9 protein-coding genes are annotated in these 19,178 nt (G+C 69.1%); 7 read left to right on the forward strand and 2 right to left on the reverse strand.

Annotated elements, in window-relative coordinates:
- Positions 1-50 precede the first annotated feature (50 nt).
- From ribH to BM237_RS10310, 4 genes are all read left to right on the forward strand, one after another.
- Positions 51-536 carry a 6,7-dimethyl-8-ribityllumazine synthase gene (ribH, locus tag BM237_RS10295; RefSeq protein WP_093849275.1) on the forward strand — a complete coding sequence of 162 codons (486 nt, stop codon included), beginning with the start codon at positions 51-53 and terminating at the stop codon, positions 534-536.
- 34 nt (positions 537-570) lie between these two features.
- Positions 571-843, forward strand: coding sequence for a phosphoribosyl-ATP diphosphatase (locus BM237_RS10300; RefSeq protein WP_093849276.1), 273 nt, complete (start codon positions 571-573; stop codon positions 841-843).
- Positions 844-971: 128 nt separating this feature from the next.
- Positions 972-1,820, forward strand: a complete 849-nt coding sequence (gene hisG / locus BM237_RS10305) for an ATP phosphoribosyltransferase (RefSeq protein ID WP_093849277.1) — start codon at positions 972-974, stop codon at positions 1,818-1,820.
- Positions 1,821-1,884: 64 nt separating this feature from the next.
- Entirely contained in the window at positions 1,885-2,364 is a 480-nt protein-coding gene (locus BM237_RS10310) for a PH domain-containing protein (RefSeq protein ID WP_093849278.1), read from the forward strand.
- Positions 2,365-2,452: 88 nt separating this feature from the next.
- Here the strand turns inward: BM237_RS10310 and BM237_RS10315 are convergent, their stop codons facing one another.
- Together BM237_RS10315 and BM237_RS10320 are read right to left on the reverse strand one after the other, a co-directional pair.
- Positions 2,453-4,438 carry an AAA family ATPase gene (locus tag BM237_RS10315; RefSeq protein ID WP_093849279.1) on the reverse strand — a complete coding sequence of 662 codons (1,986 nt, stop codon included), beginning with the start codon at positions 4,436-4,438 and terminating at the stop codon, positions 2,453-2,455.
- A gap of 449 nt (positions 4,439-4,887) precedes the next feature.
- Complete coding sequence (locus BM237_RS10320; RefSeq protein ID WP_093849486.1) at positions 4,888-5,496, reverse strand: uridine kinase family protein; 609 nt, start codon at positions 5,494-5,496, stop codon at positions 4,888-4,890.
- Between the two features lie 271 nt (positions 5,497-5,767).
- Here BM237_RS10320 and BM237_RS10325 point away from each other — a divergent pair, with 271 nt between their 5' ends.
- The 3 genes from BM237_RS10325 to BM237_RS10335 all read left to right on the forward strand — a co-directional run bounded on the left by BM237_RS10325 (position 5,768) and on the right by BM237_RS10335 (position 18,855).
- Complete coding sequence (locus BM237_RS10325) at positions 5,768-7,180, forward strand: C39 family peptidase (RefSeq protein ID WP_093849280.1); 1,413 nt, start codon at positions 5,768-5,770, stop codon at positions 7,178-7,180.
- A gap of 364 nt (positions 7,181-7,544) precedes the next feature.
- Positions 7,545-11,855 carry a LamG-like jellyroll fold domain-containing protein gene (locus BM237_RS10330; RefSeq protein ID WP_093849281.1) on the forward strand — a complete coding sequence of 1,437 codons (4,311 nt, stop codon included), beginning with the start codon at positions 7,545-7,547 and terminating at the stop codon, positions 11,853-11,855.
- A gap of 211 nt (positions 11,856-12,066) precedes the next feature.
- Positions 12,067-18,855 (forward strand): RHS repeat-associated core domain-containing protein, encoded by a 6,789-nt coding sequence (locus BM237_RS10335; RefSeq protein ID WP_093849487.1) that lies wholly within the window; start codon positions 12,067-12,069, stop codon positions 18,853-18,855.
- Positions 18,856-19,178: the final 323 nt, after the last annotated feature.

Consider the following 19,178-nt stretch of genomic DNA (forward strand, 5'->3'; position numbering starts at 1 on the left):
CCGGCCCACCACCGAACGACCCACCGAACGACCCACCGACGAGGAGCAACGTGAGCGGTAAGGGCGCCCCCGAACTGACCGTCAAGAACTGCGGCGACCTGCGCGTGGCCGTGATCGCCGCGCAGTGGCACGAGAAGGTGATGGGCGGCCTGCTCGACGGCGCGCTGCGCGCCCTGGGCGAGCTGGGCATCGACGAGCCCACCGTGCTGCGCGTGCCCGGCAGCTTCGAGCTGCCCGTCGCCGCCAAGGTGCTGGCCGCCCGCGGCTACGACGCGGTCGTCGCGCTCGGCGTCGTCATCCGCGGCGGCACCCCGCACTTCGACTACGTCTGCCAGGGCGTCACCTCCGGCCTCACCCAGGTCTCCGTGGAGACCGGCGTTCCCGTCGGCTTCGGCGTGCTGACCTGCGACACCGAGGAGCAGGCACTGGACCGGGCCGGGCTGGAGGGCTCCAGCGAGGACAAGGGCCACGAGGCGGTCACCGCCGCCGTCGCCACGGCCGCCGTCCTGCGCACCGTCGCCGAGCCCTGGCGGTGAGCGGGCCCGCGACCGGCGTAGGGTAGGGGGCACCATGGCGAACAAGACATTCGAGGAGCTCTTCGGCGAGCTCCGGCAGAAGGCCGCCACCGGCGACCCCGCCACCTCCCGCACCGCCGAACTGGTGGCCGCGGGCGTCCACACCATCGGCAAGAAGGTCGTCGAGGAGGCCGCCGAGGTGTGGATGGCCGCGGAGCACGAGGGAGCCGAGCGCACCGCCGAGGAGATCTCCCAACTGCTGTACCACCTTCAGGTGATGATGGTCGCCCGGGGCATCGACCTGGACGACGTATACGCTCACCTGTAGGAAGCGTCCCCCGGATCCCCTCCGGCGCCGTCACCGCCGACCGCGCCTCCCCACCCGCACCACTTTGCCCGCACGACCTCACCGCGCGCCGCTCGCACCGGCCCGAAGAAGCGAAGGAAGACCGCCCCATGCTGCGCATCGCCGTCCCCAACAAGGGTTCACTGTCCGAGCCTGCGTCGGCGATGCTCCATGAGGCCGGCTACAAGCAGCGCAAGGACCGCCGCGAGCTGGTCCTGGTGGACAGCGACAACGAGGTCGAGTTCTTCTTCCTCCGCCCCCGCGACATCGCCGTCTACGTGGGCTCCGGCAAGCTCGACATCGGCATCACCGGCCGCGACCTGCTGCTGGACTCCGGGGCCGCCGCCGAGGAGATCCTCCGGCTCGGCTTCGCGGGCTCCACCTTCCGCTACGCCACCCGCCCCGGCACGGCGGGCGACGTCGGCGACTTCGGCGGCATGACCATCGCCACCTCCTTCCCCGGCCTGGTCGCCAAGCACCTGGCCGACAACGGGGTGGACGCCTCCGTCGTCCGCCTCGACGGCGCGGTGGAGACGGCCATCCAGCTCGGCGTCGCCGAGATCATCGCCGATGTGGTCGAGACCGGCACCACGCTGCGCAACGCCGGACTGGAGATCATCGGCGAGCCCATCCTGGAGTCCGAGGCCGTCGTCATCCGGCGCACCGGAGCCCCCGCCGACGACCCCAAGGTGCGGCAGTTCCTCCGCCGCATGCAGGGCGTCCTGGTCGCCCGGCGCTACGTGATGATGGACTACGACATCCGCGCCGAGAAGGTCGAGCAGGCCGTGGCCCTCACCCCGGGCCTGGAGTCGCCCACCATCTCGCCGCTGCACCACGAGGGCTGGGTCGCGGTGCGCTCCATGGTGCCCGCCGGGGAGGCCCAGCGGATCATGGACGACCTGTACGAGCTGGGCGCCCGGGCGATCCTCACCACCGGCATCCACGCCTGCCGCCTCTGAGGCCGCAGGCACCCACCGAGGCACCGAGACGACGAAGCACCGACCCACCGAAAGAGCGACGCACGTGCCCGCCCCCGCCCCCGAGCCCGGCGCAGACCCCGGCTCCGGCCCCGAACTGCCGGTGACCTTCCGGCCCGCCCGCACCCGCGCCGTCCTGCTGTCGGTCGGCGTCGCGATCCTGGCCACCCTCACCACGGTCGCGATGATGCTGGAAGGGCTCGGTGCGGGGGAGCGGGCCTCCTTCGTCCTCACCGGCCTGCTGTTCCTCGGCGTCCTCGCCCTGCTCAGCCGCCCGAAGGTGGTCGCCGAGGAGAGCGGCGTCACGGTCGTCAACCTCACCACCGTCCGCCACCTGGAATGGGCGGAGATCATCAAGGTGAACCTCCGCCCCGGCGACCCCTGGGTCCTCCTCGACCTCGCCGACGGCACCACCCTGCCCGCCATGGGCATTCAGCCCGGCGTCGCCGAACAGCAGGCCATCCGGGACGCGAAGGCGCTGCGCGCGCTGGCCGAGAGCCACGGCACGGGGCCGTCCTCCCGCTGACCCGCGACCCACTGACCCGCGCCCCTCCGGCCCGGGCGGTCCGGGGCCGCGCCCCGTACCGGGCCTCCGCACCGCCTCGGAGCGGAGGTCAGGTGAACGAGGGGGGGTCGCGCCGCGGTCCCTCGGGGCCGCGGCCGGACAGCACCTCGCCATAGGCCTGCATCAGATCCGGCAGCCGCAGCGTCGCCAGCTCCTCCCGGGAGGGCGCGCCCGGGTAGTCCGACAGCCGCAGATCGCGGTAGGCGCAGGACTTCTCGTACAGGGTGCGCAGGAAACGGCCGTTGCCCAGCTCGTCGATCCAGCCCTGGTCCACCACATGGCCGCTGATGCTGCTCAGCTCCTCCAGCGCCTCCTCGTCCCACACGTCGCCGTTCTCCGCCGCCAGCACCTCGCCGATGGCCGTCAGCTCCGGCGGGCGGTAGCTGGGGAAGTCCACCCGGGTGGTGAAACGCGAGCCCAGGCCCGGATTGGCGGCCAGCAGCCGGTCCATGCCCTCCGGATAGCCCGCCAGGATCACCACCAGCCGGTCCCGGTTGTCCTCGGCACGCTTGAGCAGCACCTGGAGCGCCTCGTCGCCGTACGCGTCGCCCTTGCCGTAACCGGTGTTGGACAGGCTGTACGCCTCGTCCACGAAGAGCACCCCGCCCAGCGCGGAGTCGATCAGCTCGTTCGCCTTGACCGCCGTCTGGCCCAGGTACTCGCCCACCAGATCGGAGCGCTGCGCCTCCACCAGATGGTCGCCGCCCAGCAGGCCCAGCGCGTAGAACACCCGCCCCAGGATCCGCGCCACCGTCGTCTTCCCCGTACCCGAGGGGCCGGAGAAGACGAAGTGCCGCTTGGGCGGCTGGACGGGCAGCCCCTGCTCGGCACGGAGCCGCGCCATGTGCAGCTGCGCCGACAGCGCCCGCACCTGGCGCTTGACCGGCTCCAGGCCGACCATGCGCTCCAGCTCCTCCATCGCGCGGGCCAGCAGCACCGGGTCGGCCGGCCCCGCCGGGAAGCGCCCGGCCGTCCCCCGGCGGCCAAAGGACCGCTCCCGAGCCCAGTCCGCCTCCACCGGCACGGGCCCGCTCACGCCGCCGCTCACACCACCGCCCGTGCCGCCGCCCGTCGCACCCCCGGGGAGCAGGCCCCCGGCGGCCGGATCGGCGAGGTCCGCACCGTCGGCGGACCACCCCCCGCCGGCAGGCATGTCACCCGGCAGGCCGTCGAACGGCACATCCCCCGCCCCGTCGGCGGCGTCCACGACCGTCACGGCCGCGGACGCCGCCTCCGGCGCGTCGTCCAGCCCGTCGCCCTCGGCGATGGCGGTGAGCCGGGCGGCGGTGTCCATGAACGCCGGATCCACCCGGTACACCGCCCGGTACAGCGGCAGCGCCGACGCGCTGCGCCCGGTGCCCTCCCGGGCCCGGGCCAGCCAGTAGCGCAGCTCCTTGCGCTGCGGCTGCTCGCTGCGGCAGCGCATCAGGGCGGCGGCCAGCAGCGGCTCGGCCTGCCCGTACATCTCCAGCCGCACCCGGGCCATGCCCGCGAACAGGCTCGCCTCCACCCCCAGCAGCGGATCGCCCACCAGCGGCTCGGTGTGCCGGACCAGCAGCTCCCAGTCCTTGGCCAGATAGGCACGGCAGGCGTGCAGGAACCGCACCTGGGGGTCGGCCTCCACCGGCGGGCACTCGGCCAGCGCCCGGTCCAGATCCGCCGTACGGCGGCCGTCCAGCCAGTGCGAGGCGTGCGCCAGCAGCAGGTCGCGCTCGCTCTCCAGCACCGGCTGCACCCACCAGCCCAGCCAGTACCAGGAGTTGAGGGCACGACCGTGCCGGGTGCGCTGCTCGCCGAAGCGGTGGCGGTGCTCGTGCATCCGCAGCAGAGCGGTGGCGGTGTCCACGCGCAGGGCGTGCAGCCCCAGCCAGGCGTCGGCCATGCCCGGGTCGATGCGCACGGCGGCGCGGAACTCCTCCTCGGCATGGGTGTAGGAGCCCACGGTGTACGCGTCGACGCCGCGCAGCCAGGCGAGATCGGCGGGGGCCTGCGGACCGTGGACGTGCTGCGTGCCGTAGTCCCTCACGTCCCCCACGAAACGTCCCCCGAAGGTATGCGCCGGGCGGTCACCCGACGGCGGCGGTGGTTCTCAACGACGCTCAACGACCATGCTGCGAAAGGGAGTTGCCGCAGGCAGCAGGGCAGGACCCAGCCCGTCCGCAGCCTTTGGCATGGTACCCGCGCCCCGGTTTCGGGCGTAGACGGCGTATGGGCGGGCCGGAGGTGAGACGGACGCCGACGGGCCGGTGGCAGGCGTTCGGTGACGGACGGTGAGAACGCGCCGGAGCCCTCCGGGCGGAATCCGGACAGGATCCGGACAGGACGAAGCCCCCGATCACGGGGGAACAACCGGGGGCTTCGTAGGGGAACGGCCTGTGCAGGCCTTCCAGGGAGAACGTAGAACCAGGACCGGGGGCCGGTCAAGCCGGTGCGGGAGGGAACACACGGCCCGGTACGGCTGAAGCGCGTACCGCTGACGCCACGTCACCCACCGTAATTCTCGGCGGACTTCTCCCGAACTCCTCGCGGCCCCGGAAGCACCAGATATCCCCGCGCGCACCGCCGTACCAGGAGATCGGAGTGGGGGAGGGTGGGATCGGCGGCGAAGTGCCGCTCCTCCGCGCGCTCCCAGCCGTCCCAGAAGCCCGCGAGTTCCGGCCCGTCCCTGTGCCGTCCCCGGGCCCAGGCCTCCTCGCGCGGCACCTCAAGCCATACGACACAGGCCAGACGAGGGCGCAGGGCGCGGCGGCCCGCGCCGACCCCCTCCACCAGCACCACCGGCGCGGGCGGCAGCGTGCGCGCTCCGCCGAACACCCGGCGCTCCCAGTCGTACACCTCGTACCGGGCCGGCTCACCGCGCGAGAGCGGGGTGGCCACCTGCTCCAGGAAACGGCCGGTCCACCCGAACAGGGCGTCGTGACTCGCCAGATCGTCCAGATGGAGCACCGGCGCCCCGCCCAGCCGAGCAGCCAGGCGCCCGGCCAGCGTGCTCTTGCCGGACCCGGCGTGCCCGTCGACCGCCACCAGCCGCACCGGCCCGCACGACGGCGGCAGGGAGCGCAGCCGCCGGACGAGGTCGGCCAGGCCGTCCAGGCCGTCCGGACCGTTCAGGTCGGCCAGATCGGAGCGGGCACGGGGAATCACCGCTCCAGCCTACGACCGGCCGGACAACGCCACTGGTCGACACCAATGTTTTCGGGCGTACGGAGCCCGCAGCACTGGCCCCGAAGATCCGGCGGCGGGAAGATGTGGACACTCCGCGGTGCGTCCGCGGCACCACCACCACCGCCGCCGTATCGGCGCAGCACCCACGCGCGACACCGCACGCGCACCGACTCACGGAAGGACCGGGGTACCCACCGCCATGACCGACAGCAGACCGGCCACCCGCCGCACCGTACTCGCCGCCGCCGTCGCCACCGCCGCAGCGGCCGTCGCATCCCAGACCGCCCTCTCCCCGGCCGCCGCCTCCCCGCTTCCGGCCTCCCCCTCCACCCCCGGGGCGGGCCGGGACGGAGGGGGGAACGGCCCGCGGGTCGGCTCCACGGTGGACTACCGCGCCTGGACCTCCGCCGCCGACTGGCGCTCCGGCACCGGACAGGGCACCCGCGTGGCGGCCGGCCGCCGCCCCGGCATCGCCATCGCCGCACCCGCGGGCACCACCGACTACACCGACCCGCACACCGGGCGCACCGCCGCCTGGGAGTACGCCGTGTGGACCTCGCCCGTCCACCGCCCGCCGGTGCCCGCGAGTGAACTCGTCGCCTCCTGGAACGCCCACACCCCGGCCGGCACCTGGATCCGGATCGAGATGCGGGGCACCTACACCGACGGCACCGACACCCCCTGGTACACCCTGGGCGTCTGGGCCGCCGGCGACGAGGACATCCGCCGCACCTCCGTGGACGACCAGGGCGACGGCAAGTCCAGCGTCTGGACCGACACCTTCGCCGTCGACGACACCTCCACCGGCCTGCGCCTGGCCTCCTACCGGCTGCGCGCCACCCTCCACCGCGCCCCCGGCACCGACGCCACCCCGGTGGTCTGGCGCCTGGGCGCCATGGGCTCCGACGTCCCCGCCCGCTTCGAGGTCCCGGCCTCCGCGCCGGGCGTGGCCGTGGGCGTCGAGCTGGACGTTCCGCGCTACTCGCAGAACACCCACATCGGCCAGTACCCGGAGTACGACAACGGCGGCGAGGCGTGGTGCAGCCCCACCTCCTCGCAGATGATCATCGAGTACTGGGGCCGCAGGCCCACCGCCGAGGATCTGTCCTGGGTCAACCCCGACTACGCCGACCCCCAGGTCTGCCACGCCGCCCGCTTCACCTACGACTACCAGTACTCCGGCTGCGGCAACTGGCCGTTCAACACCGCCTACGCGGCCACCTACCGCGACATGCAGGGCATCGTGACCCGCCTGGACTCCCTCGCGGACGCCGAGCTCCTGGTCCGCGCCGGCATCCCCCTGATCACCTCCCAGTCCTTCATGGAGTCCGAACTCGACGGCGCGGGCTACGGCACCGCGGGCCACCTGATGACCGTCATCGGCTTCACGGAGGACGGCGACGTCATCGCCAACGACCCGGCCAGCGACAGCAACGAGGCCGTCCGCCGCGTCTACAAGCGCCGGCAGTTCGAGAACATCTGGCTGCGCACGAAGCGCTACAACGCCAAAGGCCAGGTCAGAAGCGGTACGGGAGGCATCTGCTACATCCTCTTCCCGGCAAAGCCCTCCCCGGCCCAGTGTCGCGCCCTGCGGAGCCTCGGCATCCGCTGACCCGCCGCCGAAGACGGCCCCGGTCGCCTGTCGGCAGGCGACCGGGGCCGTATCGGTCCGCCTTGACCCCGATGGAGGCGTGCCCCCATCCACCGCGACACCTCGTGGAGGGGAACGCCGCTGATCAGGCTCGCGGCGGACCTTCTGTGTCTCGGAGCGTACGGGGCGCTCTCCCAACTGCAATGTGCCTCAGGTCCACCGCGACCAGCACGTGCACGTGACACACATCACGTAACTGTCCGTGTTCGGTGCCTCATTGAGAGGTAGATGTCCGCTTGGTGGGGCTGGCGGGCTTGTGGTGAAGCGTTTACGTTCTCCTCCGGACCTTTACGTGATCTTCATGTCTTCTCTGGGGGGTCGGGGGATGTTTCGTCGTGCCCGCACGCGCGGCTTCGGTGGCCCGGTGGTCATCGCACTGGGGGCCGTGCTGGTCGCGGGGCTGACACCCGGCCTCGCCGAGGAGGCGTGGGCTCAGTCTCGGCCGCAGCGCGTGCTCACCGAGGACGGAGAGCCGAAGCAGCCGTCGGCGTTCTCCGAGGACGAGGCGCTGGCGCAGGCGAAACGTTCCGGTGAGAGCGTGGAGGTCCTGTCGCTGCGCGGTGAGAGCAGCGACGTCTACGCCACCCCGGACGGGCAGTTGGAGGCGCGCGAGTATCTGCGTCCGGTCCGTACCCGGGTGAAGGGCAAGTGGCAGCCGGTCGACACCGGTCTGGCCGCGACCCCCGATGGGGCGGTGGCGCCGAAGGCGGCCACTGTGGGGCTGGAGTTCTCCGGCGGCGGCGACGCCCCGCTGGTGCGGATGGAGAAGGCCGGACGCGAGCTGGCCCTGACCTGGCCGGGGGAGCTCCCGGAGCCGCGGCTGGACGGTGACACGGCCACCTATCCGGAGGTTCTGCCCGGGGTGGACCTGCGGATGGGGGCCCAGGAGGACGGCTTCACCCAGCTGCTGGTGGTCAAGTCGGCGCAGGCGGCGGCCAGTCCTGAGCTGGCCGAGCTGCGCCTGAGCCTGGCGGCCGACGGGATGGACGTCCGCGAGACCGCCCAGGGTGGGCTGGAGGCGATCGACGACGGCGCCAAGGGCGTGGTCTTCGAGGCGCCGACGCCGCTGATGTGGGACTCCAGCACCGGCGGGACCGGTGAGGCGGCGGCGCAGAAGGCTCCGTCCCAGGAGACGGCCGCCCAAACCGGGGAGGCCGGCGGGGAGCCCGGCGCGGGCGAGTCGGGCAAGCTGGCGCCGCTGGACGTGGAGGTCCCCGAGGACGGGAGCGAGCTGATCCTCACCCCCGACCAGGAGGTGCTGCGCGGAGCGGACACGGTCTACCCGGTGTTCATCGACCCGCAGTGGTACTCGCCGCGCGCCTCGGCCTGGACGATGGCGTCGAAGTACTGGGCCTCCTCCCCGCAGTGGAAGTTCAACGGCGAGCCGGACTCCGGCATGGGCTACTGCGGCTGGGACTACTGCAAGCCGTACGACACCAAGCGGCTGTTCTACCGGATACCGGTCTCCAAGTTCGCGGGCAAGTCGATCCTGTCGGCGGAGTTCGTCGTCCGTAACGTGTGGTCGGCCTCATGTACGGCGCGCGGGGTGCAGCTGTGGCGCACCAAGGGCATCTCCTCCTCCACGACCTGGAACACCCAGAACAACTCCGACTTCTGGATCGATCACCTCAAGACGGAGTCCTTCGCCTACGGCTACTCGGGCTGCGCCGCGAAGGATGCCGAGTTCAACGTGAAGTCGGCGGTCCAGCAGGCCGCGAACGGAAAGTGGTCGACGATGACGTTCGGGCTGCGGGCCTCCAGCGAGACCGACCGCTACGGATGGAAGCGGTTCTCGGACAAGGCGTTCCTGCGGGTGGTGTACAACCGCCCGCCGTACCAGCTGAAGATGTCGCAGCTGACGATGGAGTACGGCGGCACCTGCAAGCGGCCGGCGGATGCGGCGCGGGTGCGCAGCCTGGGCACGATCTACGCCAGCGATGTCACCGACCCCGACGGCGACAACGTCGCGGTGCAGTTCCAGGCCAAGTGGGACAACGGGGACGGCAAGGGTCTGATCGCCCGCTGGAAACCGTCGCTGACCGGCTACAAGAAGTCCGGCTCCAGCTTCTCCGTCAAACTGCCGACGACGATCCCGAAGCACACGCAGATCCACTGGTACGCGCGGGTGCGGGACACGGACTCGACCGGGTACGGGAACTACTCGCCGTGGTCCTACGCGGGCGACCCGACCGGCTGCTACTTCGTCTACGACACCCAAAAGCCCAAGGCCCCGGCGGTCTCCTCGGGCGAGTATCCGGCCTCGGACCCGGAGAACCCGGACGACCCCTGGTACGACGGGGTGGGCCAGTACGGCACCTTCACGGTGGACTCCTCCTCGACGGATGTGACCCGCTACCGGTACGGCCTCAACAGCGACCCCCTGCCGTCCAACCAGGTCACCACCTCCGGCGGCGACGCCAGGAACATCGACCTGCTCCCGGCGAAGCCAGGGGCGAACTTCGTCACCGTGATGTCCTTCGACGCGGCCGGCAACGGATCGGAGATCAGCACCTACCACTTCCGGGTCAAGGCCGGGCAGCCCGAGCGGGCCACCTGGCAGATGGACGAGGAGGCCGGCGCCACCCAGGCCGAAGGCTCCACCCCGGCCCGCACCGCGACCCTGCACGGCGGCGCCACCCCCGGGGCGGCGGGCAAGAAGGGCACCGCCGTGGAGTTCGACGGCACCGACGACTACGCGGCCACCGACATCCCGGTGGTCGACACCAGCCGCGGATTCGCCGTCTCCGCCTGGGTCAGGCTCTCCGCGATGCCCGGCCGCGCGGCGATCGTCGCCGCCCAGCCGGGCAACCACAGCCCCGGCTTCGAGCTGTACTACTCCCAGGCGTTCGACCGCTGGGTGTTCAACCAGTACACCTCCGACCAGGCCGGCGCGGGCATCGTCCGCGCGATGGCCGACACCCCCGGCGGGGTGAGCGCCGGCACCTGGACCCACCTGGTGGGTTCCTACGACTCCGCCCGGGACATGCTGGAGCTGTTCGTCGACGGGACCCTGATCGGCCAGACCCCGTACGCCACCCCATGGAGCGCCCGCCGCGGCCTGAGCATCGGCGCCGGCTCCTACAACGGCACCACGGGCAACTTCTTCCCCGGCGCCATCGACGACCTCCAGCTCTTCGACAAGCCGCTCACCGCCAACGAGGTCGGCAAACTCGGCGCCCACCAGCAGGTGGGCGACCCCGGACGCCCCGCGGTGGCGGTCTTCCCTCTCGACGAGGCGGCGGACGCCACCCAGATCACCGGGCACGGCGACGTGCTGCCCGCCCGCTTCCACGGCGGCGTCACCCCCGGCGAGCCCGGCATGGCGGGCAAGGCCGCCCACTTCAACGGCACCGACGCCTACGCCAGGATCGGGCAGACCAGCGGCCCGCACATGAACACCGCACGCAGCTTCACCATCTCCGCCTGGGCCAAACTGGACGACAAACCCGGCCACGCGGCGATCATCGCCGCCCAGGCGGGCCAGGCACGCCCCGGCTTCGAGTTGTACTACTCGGCCGCCAACGACCGGTGGGCGGTCAACCAGTACGCCTCCGACAGCGCGGGCTCCGGCCTCATCCGCGCCATGCAGCCGGAAGGCGCCACCGCCCACGCCGGGCAGTGGACCCACCTGGCCGGCGTCCACGACACCGTCGCCGACACTCTGACCCTGTACGTCAACGGCACCAAGGCCGGATCCACCACACTGGAAGGCGCCTTCTACGCCAACCAGTCCATGTACCTCGGCGCCGGCTCCTACAGCGGCGTCATCGGCAACTTCTTCCCCGGCGCCATCGACGACGTCCGCCTCTTCGACCGACCCGCCTCCGCGGCCGAGATCCAGCAGCTGTTCAAGCAGCGCCCGCTGGTCAAGGGCCGCTGGAACTTCGAGTCCACCGACGGGGCCTCCCCGGTCACCACCCCGGACTCCTCCTCGGAGGGCCGCCCCATGACCCTCCACGGCGGCGTGGTCAGCGGCATGGATCCGTGGATCGACTCCGGTTACCTGGAGCTGGACGGCGTGGACGACTACGCCGCCACCGATGTTGTGCCGGTCGATACCAGCGCCAGCTTCACCGCGACAGCCTGGGCCAAGGCCGCCGCGATCCCCGAGGCCCCGGTGACCCTGCTCAGTGCGGAAGGTTCTCACCAAAGCGCCTTCGCCGTGCGCTACACACCAGGCAGCAACGCTGAAGTCCCAGGACATTGGCAGCTGGCCATGCCGGGTGAGGATTCGACCACTTCCGATGTGACCAGTGTGGACAACGCGGCCGCTCTTGACAGCGTGAACGAAGACTGGACCCATCTGGCACTGGTCTATGACGGCTTCTCCAAGGAAGTGCGCCTATATGTGAACGGGGTCCTGGACGAAGTCCTCTGCGCCGATGAAGACGGAAACGGCGACGCGGACGACGCCTCATGCACGGACCGCATTCCGTGGGCGGAAAACGTACTGCCTTTCAAAGCCACTGGTTCTCTGCAGGTCGGCAGGCTGACAACAGCGGGTACAGGCAGTGAGCACTGGCCTGGTCTGGCGGATGACGTATGGATCTTCCAAGGCGCACTGAGTGATGACCAGGTGTCTTACTTGGCCGGGCAGTTCTATGGAACTCCGACCGAGATACCGGACCCGAACTGACCACGGATCCGGTGTGCCACGGCTGCCCTTGGCGGCGCACCGGCAGCTGCTCCTGGCAGCCCCCGGATTTCTGTTGCTTCGCCAATCTGGGCTGTCCCTCGCCCGGGTGCGGCTCTTGTGATGAGGAGTAAAGACAGAGATGAGTGCCAGAACGGTGATCCGAGCTGGATCGAAGTTGCGACGCCGCACGGCACTGGCCGTCTCGGCAGTGATGGTGGGAACGCTGCTGCAGGCGGTCTCCGCACCCGCAGTCGTGGCCGATGACGGGAACCCTTCTCAGTCGCTCGACCTGGGCACGCCGGTAACAGGAAAAGAGGGCATCAAGGTCAGGCCGCGTGATACTCACAAAGGGCCGAAGACCCCGAAAGAGAAGCCCAAGGCGGCCTGGCCCAAGGCCGGCACAGCCGTAGTGAAGCTTCCCGAGGCCGCAGCGAGAAGTTCCGACGAGCCTCCTCCCAGAAAAGCGAAGGGGCTGCCGGTCGCTCTCGAAGTACCGGCGGAGGCGAAAACCGGACACCCTGGAGTACGGGCCAAGGCTGCCGAGGCCGCAGCTGCAGGGAGCGTCGAGGCACGGGTACGGGGGCGCGAACAGACTGCCAAGGCAGGAGTGGAGGGCCTGCTTCTCACCCTTGAACCGCAGACCGACGGCAAATCCGGCAAGACCGGTGTAACAGTCGACTACTCGGCCTTCGCGCAGTCATACGGTGGCGGCTACGCCTCCCGGCTGACCCTGGTGGAACTGCCCGAGTGCGCGCTGACAACCCCGGAGAAGAAAAAATGCTCAACACGCCGGGCTGTCCCCACCACCAATGACACTGAGCAGCAGAAGCTGACCTCTGACAGCGTAACCCTACGCTCGGACGCACCGACCGTGCTGGCCGCAGTCGCCGATGACCAGGGTGTGAAAGGCGACTACAAGGCCACCCAGCTCTCCCCGTCGGCTACCTGGAACACCAATCTCAACACCGGCGACTTCACTTGGTCCTACGACATGCCAGTGCCCGAGGTCCCCGGAGGCATGAAGCCGAGCGTCGGCCTCTCTTACTCCTCCGGAGCCATCGACGGCCGGACGGGAACGACGAACAACCAGTCGTCCTGGGTGGGCGACGGCTTCGAACTGTGGCCCGGCTACATCGAGCGCCGCTACAAGCCCTGCGCCGACGACGGAGTGAAGAACGCGGACGGAAACAAACCCGGAGACCAGTGCTGGGGTTATGACAATGCCTTCATATCCTTCAACGGAAAGAGCGGCGAACTGGTACCGGCCGGTGAAGACAACTGGAAGCTCAAGCGGGACGACGGCACCAGAATCACAAGGCTCACTTCCACCAACCGGGGCAACGGCGACGACAACGGTGAGTACTGGCGGCTGACAGACCCGCAGGGCAATCGCTACTACTTCGGCTACAACCGCCTCCCGGGCTGGGCGTCGGGCAAGGAGACCACCGCCTCTACCTGGACCGTTCCCGTCTTCGGCGACGATGCGGGCGAGCCCTGTCACGCCTCCGCCTTCGCCGACTCCTGGTGCCGGCAGGCATGGCGCTGGAACCTGGACTACGTCGTCGACCGGCACGGCAATGCGGTCGCCTACTACTACGACAAGGAGACCAACTCCTACGGGCGCAACCTGAAGGCGTCGGACGACACCCGCTACGATCGCGGCGGCCACCTGGACCGCATCGAGTACGGGCTGAAGTCCTCCAGCATGTACACCGCCGAGCCGCTGGCCAAGGTCGACTTCACCAGCTCGGAACGCTGCCTGCCCAAGACCGGGGTGAGCTGCGCCGCGGACACCATCGATGACCAGGCGTTCTACTGGTATGACACCCCCTGGGACCTCAACTGCGAGGCTGGCGAGGACTGCGATCAGCGCCTGTCGCCCACCTTCTGGACCCGCAAGCGGCTGACCGAGGTCTCCACCCACGTCCTCAAACCCGACGGCTCCTACGGCAAGGTCGACTCCTGGAAACTCGGCCACCGCTGGGGCATGGCGGACATCGACTACCAGCTCCTGCTGGACAGCATCCAGCGCACCGGGCACACGGCCAGCCCGACGGTGACCCTGCCGAAGACCACACTCGACTACAGCCAGATGGAAAACCGGCTGGACGAGACCGGAGACGGGTACGCGCCGTTCGTCAAGGAACGCCTGTCCACGGTGGCCGACGAGTCCGGCGGCCAGATCACCGTCGACTACTCGACCCCGGCCTGCGACTCCGCCTCCCTGCCCACCCCGCAGACCAACACCACCCGCTGCTTCCCGCAGTACATCGGCGGATCGGCGGAGGAAGACCCGGAGCTGCACTGGTTCAACAAGTACGTCGTCACCTCCGTCACCGCCTCCGACCGCACCGGGGGAGCACCGGATCAAGCCACCCGCTACAGCTACCTGGGCGGAGCCGCCTGGCACTACGACGATGACGACGGTCTGACCAAAGAGAAGCACAAGACCTGGTCCCAGTGGCGAGGCTACGGGCACGTGCGGGTGCAGACCGGTGGGCAGGACACCGCCAGCATGGAGACGCAGCAGGACACCTACTTCCTGCGCGGCATGCACGGCGACCGCAAGGACACCTCCGGGGACACCACCAAGACCGTCACCGTCTCCCTCGGCGAGGGCGAGGGAGACCCCATCACCGACCACGAGGCGGCCAGCGGGTTCGCCTACAAGACCGTCACCTACTCCGCGCCCGGCGGAAAGATCCTCGGCAAGACGGTCAACCGGCCCTGGCGCCACGAAACCGCCAGGAAGGTCCGAGACTGGGGCACGGTGACCGCCAACCTCACCGGCACCTCACACACCAGGACCTGGACCTCCCTGGACGACGGCGCCGGCAGCCAGTGGCGCATCACCTCCTCGTCGAAGACGTACGACACCGTCGCCGGACGTATCACCGAAGTGGACGACCGGGCCGACAACTCCACCGCCGCAGACAACCGGTGCACCCGCACCACCTACGCCACCAACACCGAGAAGAACATCCTCACCCTGCCCTCCCGGGTGGAGACCGTCACCAAGGACTGCGCCACCACGCCCGACCGCTCCAGTGACGTCATCTCCGACATCCGCACCGCCTACGACGGCGGTGGCTACGGTGATGCCCCCACCAAGGGCGACGCCACTGCGAGCGCGGTGCTGAAGAAACACGACGGCACCACGGCCACCTACCTGGAATCCGGCGCGACCTTCGACTCCTACGGCCGTGAGCTGACCACCACCGACCTGACTGCCACCGTCACAGTTTCCGGCGACGGCACGCTTATCCGCGCGCCGCGCACCGACGGCCGCACCACGACCACCACCTACGGCCCGACGACCGGCTTTCCCACGGAAATCACAGAGACAGGCCCGCCAGCCGTCGAGGGAGACAGCACCTCGGCACTGACCACCATCACGGAACTGGATCCGCTACGCGGCCATCCGAAGGCCACATACGACGCCAACAACGTCCGGACGGCTTTCGCCTACGACGCGCTGGGCCGCTCCAGCAAGGTCTGGCTCGCCGGTCGCCTCACGGGCACCCCCCCGGACTACGAGTTCACCTACTACGTCAACGAGAACCAGCCGGTCGCGGTCGCCATCAAGACCCGCAACAACGGCACCGGCCAGTACACGACCTACACGATCTACGACGGCTTCCTCCGCGAACGCCAGACCCAGGCCCCCGGTCCCGATGGGGGCCGACTCATCGCGGACGTCTTCTACGACGAACGCGGCCTGAAAACCAAGACCTTCTCCTCGTACTACAGCGCAGGCGACCCCGGAACCGCGATCTTCGCCCCTGACAACGCCTGGTCGGTACAGACCCAGACCCACTACACCTATGACGGCCTCGGCCGGGAGACCGAGGTCCGGCAGATCGCCGGAAACGGCACCGGCGGAACCGTTCTGGGCACCACCGAGAAGCTCTACGGCGGCGACCGCACAACTGTGATTCCGCCAGAGGGCGGAATGGCCACCACCACCCTCACCGATGCCCGCGGACAGAGCACTGAGCTGCGTCGGCACCACCTCCGCGCGGCCGACGCTCCCTACGACACCATTGCCTACCGCTACACCTCACGAGGCGAACTGTCGAAGGTCATCGATGCCGCAGGCAACACCTGGGAATACACCTACGACCAACTCGGCCGACAGATCACGGCCAAGGACCCCGACAAGGGCACTACGACAAGCCGCTACGACGACCGCAACCTGCTGACATCGGCCACCGACGCACGCGGCACCACCCTCGCTCACGTCTACGACGGCTTGGGCCGCCAGACCGAACTGCGCGAGGGTTCGGCGACGGGAACACTGCGTGCCAAGTGGGTCTACGACACCATCAGCGGCGCCAAGGGGCACCTGGCCGAGGCCGTCCGCTACCACAACGGGAACGCGTACACCTCCAAGGTGACGGCATATGACCGGTACTACCGGCCGATCAGAACCGCCGTTGAAATCCCCTCCGCCGAAGGAGCCCTGGCGGGCACCTACCACACCGCCACCTCCTACAAGTCTTCCGGTCTGATCGGAAGCCTCAACTACTCGGCCGCCGGATCCCTGCCCGGCGGCGGCGCCACCTACGTCTACGACGACCGCACCCTGCGCACGACCTCGGTGTTCGGACGCGACTACGACGCCGACGTCACCTACAACCACGTCGGCCTGCCGCTGATGTACTCACTCGGTGCTTCCGGCAGCAGCCCGAGAACCGAGATCACCAACACCTACGAGCAGGGCACCCAGCGCCTGGCCACCTCCCGCGTGGAGCGGCAGGACATCAACGGCGTCGACCGGCACAACACATACCGCTACGACGAGGCCGGCAACGTCCTGTCCATCACCGACGTCTCCCGCTCCGGCACCGACAACCAGTGCTTCACCTACGACTACCTGCGCCGCCTCACCCAAGCGTGGACACAGCCCACCCAGACCTGCGCCGACGCCCCGAGCGCCGGCGTGCTCGGCGGCCCGGCCCCCTACTGGCACTCCTACACCTACGACAAGACCGGCAACCGGCTGACTGAAACCCAGCACGACACCACCGGCGACACCGCCAAGGACATCGAGCGGGCCTACGACTACCCCGCGCCCGGCAGCCCGCAGCCGCACACACTGGCCTCGGTGACCACCACCGGACCGACCGGCACGGCCCGCGACAGCTACGGCTATGACGAGTCCGGCAACACCACCGCCCGCACCCTCGGCGGCGACACCCAGCGGCTGACCTGGGACCCCGAGGGACACCTGGCCAAGGTCACCGAACCCATCGAGGGTGAGGACGACCAGGTCACCGAGTACCTCTACGACGCCGACGGCAACCGGCTCATCGGCCGCACCCCGACCGAGACCACCCTCTACCTCGGCCACACCGAGGTCACCCTTGCCAAGGGCACCACGGAGCCGAAGGCCACCCGCTACGTCGACCTCCCCGGCGGCCACCAGGCCGTCATCGAGGACGACGGCACGGTCTCCTTCACCATCGCCGACCACCACGGCACCAGCCACCTCGCCATCGACGCGAGCGACCTGTCGATGACCCAGCGCCGCAGCCTGCCCTTCGGCGGCACGCGCGGCGAGCAACCGGAGCTCTGGCCCGGCACCAAGGGCTTCGTCGGCGGCACCACCGACACCGCCACCGGCCTGACCCACCTCGGCGCCCGCGAGTACGACCCCGCGATCGGCCGCTTCATCTCCGTCGACCCCATCATGAACTTGGCCGACACGGAGTCCTTCCACGGCTACGCCTACGCGGGAAACAGCCCGATCACCTACTCCGATCCCACCGGCCTCGTCCGACCGGCAGAAGAAGGCGGAGAAGGCTGCGACCCGATTACCTGTCCATACCTCGACTGGGGAAGCAACGAGGATCGCAGTGAGCTCCTGAACGCGCTGGCGAAGGAAGACCCGATCAAGTGGGGGCACTACGAGCCCATCGCCGACGTTCTGGGTAACACGGGCGGAAGCGGCGGAGGAAAGGGATGGTTCGAGACTTTCCTCAGTCACGGAAAAGATCGTGCGGCCGAGTTTCTCTACGGAGGAATTGAATTCATTCAGAGTAACATCTCTGATGGCTGGAACTGTGTAAGTGCATTGGAGTGCGAAGCAGCTTGGGAAAAATTCCTTAAGTATCATCCGCTAAACGGGGAGAACCTGGTAGAGCAGATCACTGCCATGTGGGGCAGTGGAGAAGAAATAGCCTCCGGGTTCTTCAACGGGAGAAGTGCACAGTCCAGCGCGGACCTCGCCATCATTGCCGCCTCACTCCTCACCGCCAAGAAGGGACTCAGCAAGTCCTCCTGTCACAGCTTCCTTCCAGGCACCACGGTCCTCCTCGCTGACGGCACCACCAAGAGCATCGAAGACGTCGAGATAGGTGACAAGGTCGTCGTCACCGATCCCGAGACCGGTGAGACAACCACCCGTGAGGTCGTCGCCACCATCGTCACCGAGGACGACAAGCACTTCGTCGACCTCGCCATCACCACCGAAGACGGCCCCGCCTCTCTTGTCTCCACCACCACCCACCCCTTCTGGGTGGAGAGCGAAGAGAAGTGGCTGGACGCCGGCGAGCTCGCTCCCGGCATGTCTCTGCGTGCTCCCGACGGGGCCACTGTCGCCGTCGACGAGGTCCGCTCCTTCACCAAGCGCCAGCGCACCCACGACCTCACTGTCCAGGGCATCCACACGTACTATGTGCTGGCGGGGGCCACTCCGGTCCTGGTTCACAATTCTGGCCCTTGCGATCCGCCTCTGAAGTCGTTGCACCCTGACAGCTCGCTCGATAAGAGTTCGCTGGACTTCTGGGGCAAGCAAGACACGGAAGATATCCTCTTTTCCTTGAGGCCAGGGGCGAAGGAGGCGCTGAGAGTGAAGCCGGACGGGACGATCGCGAATGGAAACACTCGGATCAAGGTCCTGCGGGATCGCGGATACGATGTCGATTCCTTGCCTCGCGAACCCTATGGCAGCAGCCGCCCAATGACGGACGAGGATTTCTGGGACATGGATCAATGAATATTCGAGATCGAGTGCTTGCGGTCCTGGAGTCCGAGTCCAAGGAAGTGTTCCTGCTGGCCTTGGGGCACCGGCTGGGGATATCGGCGCGCTTAATTTTCTCGGAGGGAAGTTCGGATGCACTGCAACAAGCCCGAGCTTGCAACGAGATGATGATCGCCATCTGGCTGCAAGTGTGGGCTATGAAGGATGCTGAGGGAGATGGTTACCCGGATTCAGAATTCCTTCCGATCCTGCTGGGAAAGGCTGACGCAGGAAACGCGCGTCCGCATCTTCGTGACGCAATTGAGAGCGCCCTGTTTTCGGTCCACGGCAATGGGGCG

It is taken from the genome of Streptomyces mangrovi, from assembly GCF_900114215.1.
Classification (GTDB): domain Bacteria; phylum Actinomycetota; class Actinomycetes; order Streptomycetales; family Streptomycetaceae; genus Streptomyces; species Streptomyces barkulensis.

What these genes read in the sequence shown, in the direction of transcription:
- BM237_RS10300 (WP_093849276.1), top strand. Translation starts at nt 571, where the DNA reads ATGGCGAACAAGACATTCGAGGAGCTCTTCGGCGAGCTCCGGCAGAAG.
- hisG (WP_093849277.1), top strand. Translation starts at nt 972, where the DNA reads ATGCTGCGCATCGCCGTCCCCAACAAGGGTTCACTGTCCGAGCCTGCG.
- BM237_RS10325 (WP_093849280.1), top strand. Translation starts at nt 5,768, where the DNA reads ATGACCGACAGCAGACCGGCCACCCGCCGCACCGTACTCGCCGCCGCC.
- BM237_RS10335 (WP_093849487.1), top strand. Translation starts at nt 12,067, where the DNA reads ATGGTGGGAACGCTGCTGCAGGCGGTCTCCGCACCCGCAGTCGTGGCC.
- BM237_RS10330 (WP_093849281.1), top strand. Translation starts at nt 7,545, where the DNA reads ATGTTTCGTCGTGCCCGCACGCGCGGCTTCGGTGGCCCGGTGGTCATC.